Source organism: Pseudomonas sp. MHK4 (assembly GCF_054600775.1).
The window spans coordinates 45,023-52,691 of the sequence record NZ_BAAIAK010000019.1 but is presented as its reverse complement, the minus strand read 5'-3'; the positions used below and the strand labels follow the sequence as shown (position 1 = coordinate 52,691).

The 7,669-nt window shown below is 62.3% G+C and carries 6 protein-coding genes; all 6 read right to left on the bottom strand.

The genetic code is table 11. The annotated features are described in order from the left end of the window. Positions 1-392 precede the first annotated feature (392 nt). The 6 genes from ACYP2Q_RS29545 to ACYP2Q_RS29520 all read right to left on the bottom strand — a co-directional run bounded on the left by ACYP2Q_RS29545 (position 393) and on the right by ACYP2Q_RS29520 (position 7,605). Entirely contained in the window at positions 393-1,928 is a 1,536-nt protein-coding gene (locus ACYP2Q_RS29545) for an APC family permease (protein WP_459733701.1), read from the bottom strand. A 122-nt stretch (positions 1,929-2,050) separates the two neighbouring features. Then, positions 2,051-3,073 carry a heme-dependent oxidative N-demethylase family protein gene (locus tag ACYP2Q_RS29540; protein WP_459733700.1) on the bottom strand — a complete coding sequence of 341 codons (1,023 nt, stop codon included), beginning with the start codon at positions 3,071-3,073 and terminating at the stop codon, positions 2,051-2,053. An 18-nt stretch (positions 3,074-3,091) separates the two neighbouring features. Then, positions 3,092-4,060, bottom strand: coding sequence for a PDR/VanB family oxidoreductase (locus ACYP2Q_RS29535; RefSeq protein WP_459733699.1), 969 nt, complete (start codon positions 4,058-4,060; stop codon positions 3,092-3,094). Beyond that, entirely contained in the window at positions 4,057-4,659 is a 603-nt protein-coding gene (locus ACYP2Q_RS29530; RefSeq protein ID WP_459733698.1) for a dimethylamine monooxygenase subunit DmmA family protein, read from the bottom strand. The genes ACYP2Q_RS29535 and ACYP2Q_RS29530 overlap by 4 nt, the downstream gene beginning before the upstream one ends. A gap of 391 nt (positions 4,660-5,050) precedes the next feature. Further along, on the bottom strand, positions 5,051-6,478 hold the full coding sequence (locus ACYP2Q_RS29525; protein WP_459733697.1) for a sigma-54 interaction domain-containing protein: 1,428 nt from the start codon (positions 6,476-6,478) through the stop codon (positions 5,051-5,053). Then, on the bottom strand, positions 6,475-7,605 hold the full coding sequence (locus ACYP2Q_RS29520; RefSeq protein ID WP_459733696.1) for a PAS domain-containing protein: 1,131 nt from the start codon (positions 7,603-7,605) through the stop codon (positions 6,475-6,477). The genes ACYP2Q_RS29525 and ACYP2Q_RS29520 overlap by 4 nt, the downstream gene beginning before the upstream one ends. Positions 7,606-7,669 lie beyond the last annotated feature (64 nt).

Sequence of the window (7,669 nt, the reverse complement as noted above, 5' to 3'; positions counted from 1 at the left end):
ATCGACCTGGGCTTCGCTGGCTTCGTTGATTTCCACCAGCACGCTTCCCAGCGCCGGGTTGAACACTGGTTGGGCGGGGCCTTCGCCGTTTTGCAGTTGGCCGTTGATCAGCAATTGGGTTTGCATGTTCTTGCCTCTTCAAAACTATTATTTTTATCTGTAGGAACCGGATTCCCTGTAGGAGCTGGCTTGCCAGCGAAGACGTCATCACACGCAACATCGATGTTGGCTGACACACCGCCTTCGCCGGCAAGCCGGCTCCTACAGGGTTGGGTTTTTGTAGGAGCTGGCTTGCCAGCGAAGACGTCATCACACGCAACATCGATGTTGGCTGACACACCGCCTTCGCCGGCAAGCCGGCTCCTACAGGGTTGGGTTTCCACAGTGGGTTATCAGATCGCTGGTTTGTTTACTGCAGCCCCGGAAAGCTCAGCCCCTTTGGCACGCGGCTTGGAAAACTTCCACGCATCCCCCGCCGGCGCCGTGCCTTTGTCGTAAGGCTTGCCCAGCAGCATGTAGACCAGGCCCGCACCCATCACCACCAGGGTCGTGAGGATCATCGAGTAATTGATGTACCAGGCGGCATCCGGCGAGCGTGGCCAGACCATGTTGACGATGGCGCACACGCCATACACCAGCGCCGCCAGGTTGACCCACAGGCCCCAGGCGCCGAGGGTGAATTGACCGTTGGGGCGCCAGCCCTTGGCGCGGGCGATCAGCGCGGCGACCACGATCAACTGGAAGGCCACGTAGATGCCGATCGCCGCGAAACCGACGATGGTGGCCACGGCATCGGCCATGAACATCCCCAGGCAGACAATCGCCGCCGGTACCAGGCCGCTGACCAGCAGCGCGAACGACGGCACCTGGTTGGCCGACAGGCGCTTGAACAGTGAACTGCCGACGATCATCTCGTCCCGGGCATAGGCGAACAACAGGCGGCTGGCCGCCGCTTGCAGGCTCAGCACGCAGGAGATGAACGAGACCATGACCACTGCCATCACCAGGCGTGAACCAACCGGGCCGAAGGCATTGGCCAGGATCGTGGCGACCGGGTCGGTGTCTTCACCGGCCAGTACCCTGGCCATGTCCGGCACCGAGAGAATCAACGCCAGGCACGCGAACATCGCTGCCGCGCCGCCGATGTAGATGGTCATGCGCATGGCCTTGGGAATGCGCTTGCCCGGGTTCGGGGTTTCTTCGGCGACATCGCCGCAGGCCTCGAACCCGTAGTACTGGAACAGGCCCGCCAGGGAGGCCGCGAGGAAGGCCGGCAGGTACGAGCCATTGACTTCCAGATTGAAGGTGTCGAACAGCACGCTGATCGGTTGATGACGCTCGAAGATCAGCAGGTAGCCACCGACCAGGATCGCGCCGACCAGCTCGCAGAGAAAGCCGAACATCGCCACCCGCGCCAGCAACTTGGTGCCCACCAGGTTAAGCGCGGTGGATAGCAGGATGATCGCCAGGGCGATGACGATGTTGGCATCCGGGCCGGGATTGAAGCCCAGCATGATCGCCAGGTACGGCCCGGCACCCACCGCGACCCCGGCGATGGTTGCGCATAACGCCCATGCATAGACCCAGCCGACCATCCACGCCCAGCGCTTGCCCACCAGGCGACGAGCCCAGGGGTAGACACCACCGGAAATCGGGAACTGCGACACCACTTCGCCAAAAATCAGGCAAACCAGCATTTGCCCGGCGCCGATCAGCAGGTAGGACCAGAACATCGGCGGGCCGCCGGCGGCCAGGCACAGGCCGAACAAGGTATAGACCCCGACGACTGGCGACAGGTAGGTAAAGCCCAGGGAAAAGTTCTCCCACAGGCTCATGCTGCGATTGAAATCCGAGCTGTAGCCGAGGGCGCGCAGTTGTTCGGCGTCCTGATCGGCGCTGCTTGCACGCGTGTTGGATGAGCCACTCATGTTATTTCCTCATTATCAATGGCAGTGGATTGCGGGTGCTTGAACCTGTGGGAGCCAGCCTGCTGGCGATGGCGCCCTCAAGACCGCCATCGCCAGCAGGCTGGCTCCCACAGTGGATTGCGTCAGGCTTTGGTTTCGTCGTCGTACTGCGACAGCCACTCGACCGCCGCATCGCGGTACCGGCTGAAGCCCTTGTAATCGACCAGTTGCTGGTTCAAATCACGCAGCACCCGGTGCATGCGCCGCGCCCATGCCGGGTTGGTGGCGATGTCTTCGAGGCTGAGCAGGTAGGTGCGGATCGGAAAGACAATGGCGTTGCTGCGCGGCAGGCGGTGCAGCGGTTGCAGCTCGATGCGCAGGTACACCAGTTTGCCGGCGTTTTCGGCCGTCACCATGGTACGGTCCGGGGCCCATTCGGGCAGGCTTTCGGCCGAGACCTCAAGGCGCGGGTTGACCGTCAGCGACCAGTTCAGGCGCCGTACCGGGTGGCCGGTGCGCAGGCGCAGGAGGAACTTCAGGGCACGGTCGAGCATGCCGATTTCCTTCACCAGCGGCACCGGGCCGTGGAATTCTTCCCAGCTCATGCCGAGGTTGAAGCGCAGCGAATAGTCGGCCCGTTGGGTGGCAATCCCGGCGCCCCAGTACAGCGTACCGTCGCGTTCTTCCTGCAATACCCAGTCGCCTTGGGCCTGGCGGGTCACGTACTCCATCGGCTCATACGGCAGGGTCGTCGGGTCGCCGAAGGTGAAGTGGTCGTCGATGTCCAGCAGGCGGTTGACCCAGTGCCACTGGCGGCCTTCACGGGAGAGGGTGAAGTACTGCGGGTAGTCACGGGCGTAGGACTCCATGATCAGTTCCAGCAGGTCCCACTGGGCCTCCATCATGTGCGGCGCCGAAACGTAGTGCATGCCTGGGTCTTTTTCCAAGGTGATGGCGCGGTCCCGGCATTCGCTGATGTAGTGCTCGTCGATATCGAACGCGGCCCGGAAGGCGCCGTCGCCGACCGGGACATGGGGCTCGAGGTTCATCGAGTACATGTAGTCGTCATCGGGGAACGGGAAGGGGGCGCGGGCGATGGTCTCCGGGCTGTTGGCGAAGGTGTAGTCGTCGCGGTAGGTTTCGTCGGGATTGAACTGGATATTCATTGTTATGTCTTCCGTCGATCAGAGGTCGATGACCAGGCGATTGCATTTGGCGCGGGATACGCAGGGCATGATTTTCTTGCGGCTGGTCTTGTCGTCGTCCGACAGCCAGTCATCGCTGTGCAGCAGTTCGCCGTCGAGCTCCAGGACCGCGGTTTCGCAATGGCCACAGGCGCCGCCACGACACAGGTAAGGCATGCTGTAGCCCGCGGCCTCGACCGCTTCGAGCATGGTCTGGTCCGGCGAGACTTCGATGGTTGCGCCACTGCGACCGAGGGTGAAGCTGAAGGCTTCGCCGCCGCTGCTTTGCTCGAGGAAGCGCTCGAAGTGCACGTGACTGTCGGTCCAGCCCAGGTCGCGGGCACACGCCAGGGTGGCGTCGATCATGCTGTCCGGGCCGCAGGCATAAACGTGACTGCCCAGCGGGCGATCGGCGAGGATCTGCCCGATGTCCATGCGCGCCTCGATGCCTTTGCGATACAGGTGGACCTGCTCGCCGTAGGTGGCCTGCAACTCTTTGCCGAGCTGTGCGTGCTCATCGCCGCGGACCGCGTAATGCAGCTCGAAGGGCACCTTGCTCAGGCGCAATTCCTCGAGCTGGGAGATCACCGGGGTGATGCCGACGCCACCGGCAATGAACAGGTGCAGGCGTGCCTGCTTGATCAGCGCAAACAGATTGACCGGTGGCGTGACCTCGATCAGGTCGCCTTCACGGACACTGTCGTGCAGCGCGATCGAACCACCGCGACCGCTTTCCACTCGGCGTACGGCGATCTGATAGCTGCTGGTGTCATAAGGCGAACTCAGCAGCGAGTAGGGGTTGCGCAGCGTATTGTTCGGGTTGGCGATGAGCACCACCACGTGGCTGCCACCGGAGAACGCCGGCAGGTGTGCACCGGTCGGCGATACCAGGGTGAAGCGCTTGATCTCTGGGGTCACCGCTTCGATGCGGGCCACCCGCAAATTCAAAGTCCCGTTGTTCTGGCTCATGTATCGAGCTCCTCGGCTGGGGGCAGTTCGCCCGGTACTTCGGCATCCGCCTTGACCGCCTGGAAGGCCGCCAGGCGCCGGGAATAGTGGTCGCGCACCACCAGCGTCAGGCTGCAACCGGGGCAGTCATAGACCCGTTGGGTCACGTTTTCGGTGTAGGTGTCGCAGTGCACGCACCAGACCCGGCGCACCAGCGTGCCGGAGTGCTCGCGAAGCACTTCGTCGCGGTTGAGGTCGAAGCGGGTGGCCACTTGCATGGCGCTGCCGAGGAAGCTTTCGGAACCGGCGAGGTAGAGGCGGGTGCCCATCCTGGCGTCGCCGAGCAGGTTATCGAGGTCGTCGATCAAGGCCTGGTTACTGGCGTACACGCGCAGTTGGTGACCTGAGTGCTGCTGTAATTGGGGCAGGAAATCCTGACCGGAAAATGACTCCTGGGCGTACAGCAAGGTCACGGGACGATCCAGCCCGGCCATCTCCTCCAGCAAACGCAACATGGCACGACCGCCACTGCCTTGCCCGGCAATGATGTGCCGGATACCTCCCGGCAGAGGTTGCAACCGGTCGTAGACCGGCCGACTTTTGATCCCGGTGATCAACATTCTTGTTATTCCTCCTGGCTATCGGAGCCCAACGGTGGTGGGTTGCAGATAGCAGGAGCACAGGGCGTGCCAAATTCCTAAGCTATTGATTTTAAAAGAGTAAATATTATTCGAGAAGGAAAGTGTAAGCAGAAATAACAATGTTATAGGCGTTTTTGCAGCGTTTTATTGTAGGGCCTTGGGGAAAACCTGTAGGAGCGAGCTTGCTCGCGATGGAGTTCAACGATGACACGGGGTGTCAGGATCCCCGCGTCATCGTTGACGACCTTCGCTGCGATGCGGCGACCCGACAAGCCAGCTCCTACAGGTAAGAGGCAAACCGTGGATGGCCGTTACCGCAGGAATGGATATGTACGCCGAAAGAATAGGGTCGCCAAGCCCGGTCCCGCAGTCAGTCGCGCTGCAACTTGCGAATCAGCGTGCCGATATCAATCCCCAGATGCTGCGCAGCCTTGCGCTTGCTCCCGCACAGGTGCACGGCGCGAAGGATGACCTGGCGTTCGAAATGCTGAACCTGCAGCTTGAGGTTCTGCTCCGACTCTTCCGGCGCTTGTTCCTGCACGACCGAATTGGCCCGGGAGCGCACCGGTTCCAGAAGTTCGGCCGGCAGATGATGCTCCTGCGCCTCATCGTCGGCGAGCACTGCCAAACGTTCGAAAATGTTCACCAGCTCGCGAATGTTGCCCGGGAAGTCATAGCCCATCAGGCGCTTGCGAACGCCGGCGGACAGGCTCAGGGAGGGTACGCGGTCGCCATTGATGCGGCTGAGCAGGATGTCGATGAGAAACGGCAAGTCATCGCGGTGCTGGCGCAGCGGCGGGATCTCCACCGGCAGCACGGCAAGACGATAATAAAGGTCGGCGCGAAACTCACCCATGTCCACCAGATGACGCAAATCCTTGTTGGTGGCGGCGATGACCTGTACCTGCACGGTTTTGCTCAGGGGCGAGCCGACCGACTGGATGGTGCTGTCCTCTAGAAATTTCAGCAGCTTGGCCTGTACGTGCAGCGGGATCTCGCCGATCTCGTCGAGGAACAGGGTGCCGCCCGACGCCGCTTCGATATAGCCCTGCTTGCCACCCTGCAGCGCGCCGGTAAAGGCGCCGCGCTCGTAGCCGAACATCTCGGACTCGAACAGGCTCTCCGGGATGCTCCCGCAGTTGACGTGGATGAACGGACGATCGCCCCAGCCGGCTGCACGATGGATGTGCCGGGCGATGGCGGTCTTGCCGACCCCCGGCTCACCCAGCAGCAACAGGCGCGCGCGCCGGCGGAACGCCCGCACGCCGGTGTCGGCGATGCTCGACAGCTGCGGCGAAAGGTGCAGGGCGTTGTCCTGGGGATCGCGCAGGCCCTGGGGCTCCAGCGGCCGGTTGTTGAGCGATGCCCGGCGCTGCGGCTGGCTGGCATCGAAGTCTTTCTGGGTGAGCATCCTGAACGGTTTTTCGTAGGCGCCGGTGGGGATCGCATGGGTACTGCTGAGCAGCACCCGGCCTTCCCGGGAGCGGGTCAACGCACTGTTGCCACCGCGGTTCAGTGCGGCCAGGAAGTCGTCGTAGTTCAACGCCGAACGCTGGAAAAAATCACTCTCGGACAAGCCCATGGCCTGCTGTTTCGACAGGCGGTTGACGCGTTCGGCGGCCAGGTTGATGAAGCGCAGCCGGCCTTCACCGTCAGTGATGATCAGCGCTTCGCTGAAGCTGTCGAGCAAGGCATGCAAGGCAGGCGTTTCCAGCAGCGCGCCCAGCACTTCACTGCTGACATTGACCGAAGAGCGCATGCCCATCTGCAAGGTGGGTGGCAGGTTGGAGTCTTTCATGGGTGCAACTCTTGGGGGGTGCGAACGCCCTGGCTTTCACGGAACACCGCGACGCGCCAGGCCACGCCTTCGCGAATCAGGATGCGCGAGCAATGCACGTTGAAGTTCAGGTCGCGCCCGCTCAGGTCAGGCAGGGGCAGGCTGTGCCAGGTGCGTTCGGGCAAGGCCGTGTCCAGCAGCAAGCGGGCGATGCCGGCGCCATGGGTGATGCCGAAGGTGTCCTCGAAGGCAGCGTTGCGCCACTGCGGTTGCAGGTGCTCATCGATCACCAGCACCGCGTCGGGCACGGCATCGAAGACCCGGCGCAAGGCATCGATGCGTTGCTCGGCATCGTGCTGCATGCGCAATTCCTGGCTGACGTCACGAATGCTGCCCCACATGCGCAACAGCTGGCCATTGACGATGGTGGCCCTGACGTCGTTTTCCACATAGGCCGGCGAACCATCGTGGCGGCGATCCACCGACAGTGCACCGTCGACATGAAACCGGGCTTCGATCAGGCGCCGCACGAACTCTTCGTTGGCCGGGCTGCGCGGCCAGTACAGGCGCACCGGTTGCTGGTTGAAATCGACATCCGACGGCATCTCGTACACCTCCGCCATGGCCCGGTTGCACAGGCGCCAGTGGGAGTCGTTTTCAAAAACTTGGCGAACGATCTCATCCGGGGAGTGGTTGATGTCCACCGCCTCGGCGAATTCGATGCACCAGTAGGCGACCTTGGCGCTCTGCAGCATCTGGTTCATCACTTCATTGGCGTTGTGCATTTCCCGCAGCCGATGCCCCAGCGTGCCAAGGGGAATCTTCAGCAGGTGCAGGCGTGCCGGCTGCACATTGCGCCACTCCAGCACACCGCTGGCGATCACATGCAGCAGGCCGCCGTTGTGGCGAATCAGGGTCAGCTCCAGGCTATGGATCAGTTCGTCGGCGGGCGGATTGGCAAACAGCGCCTGCACTGTGCGCAGCGACTCGATGCTCAATACCCGCTCGATCGGTTGATTGAGCAGCTCCTCGGGTGCATAGCCCAATTGGTCGCTCAGGCTCAAGGACAGGCCGAGCAGTAGTCCGTCGGCGCCGACGGAACTGGTCAGGGGCTGGGCTTTGTTTACCAGCAAATTCAGGATATCCATTCGTGGATCGGCTCGATTCGGCTAATGGGACCTGGGCACAGAATGCCAGGGCAGTCTGGTAAGG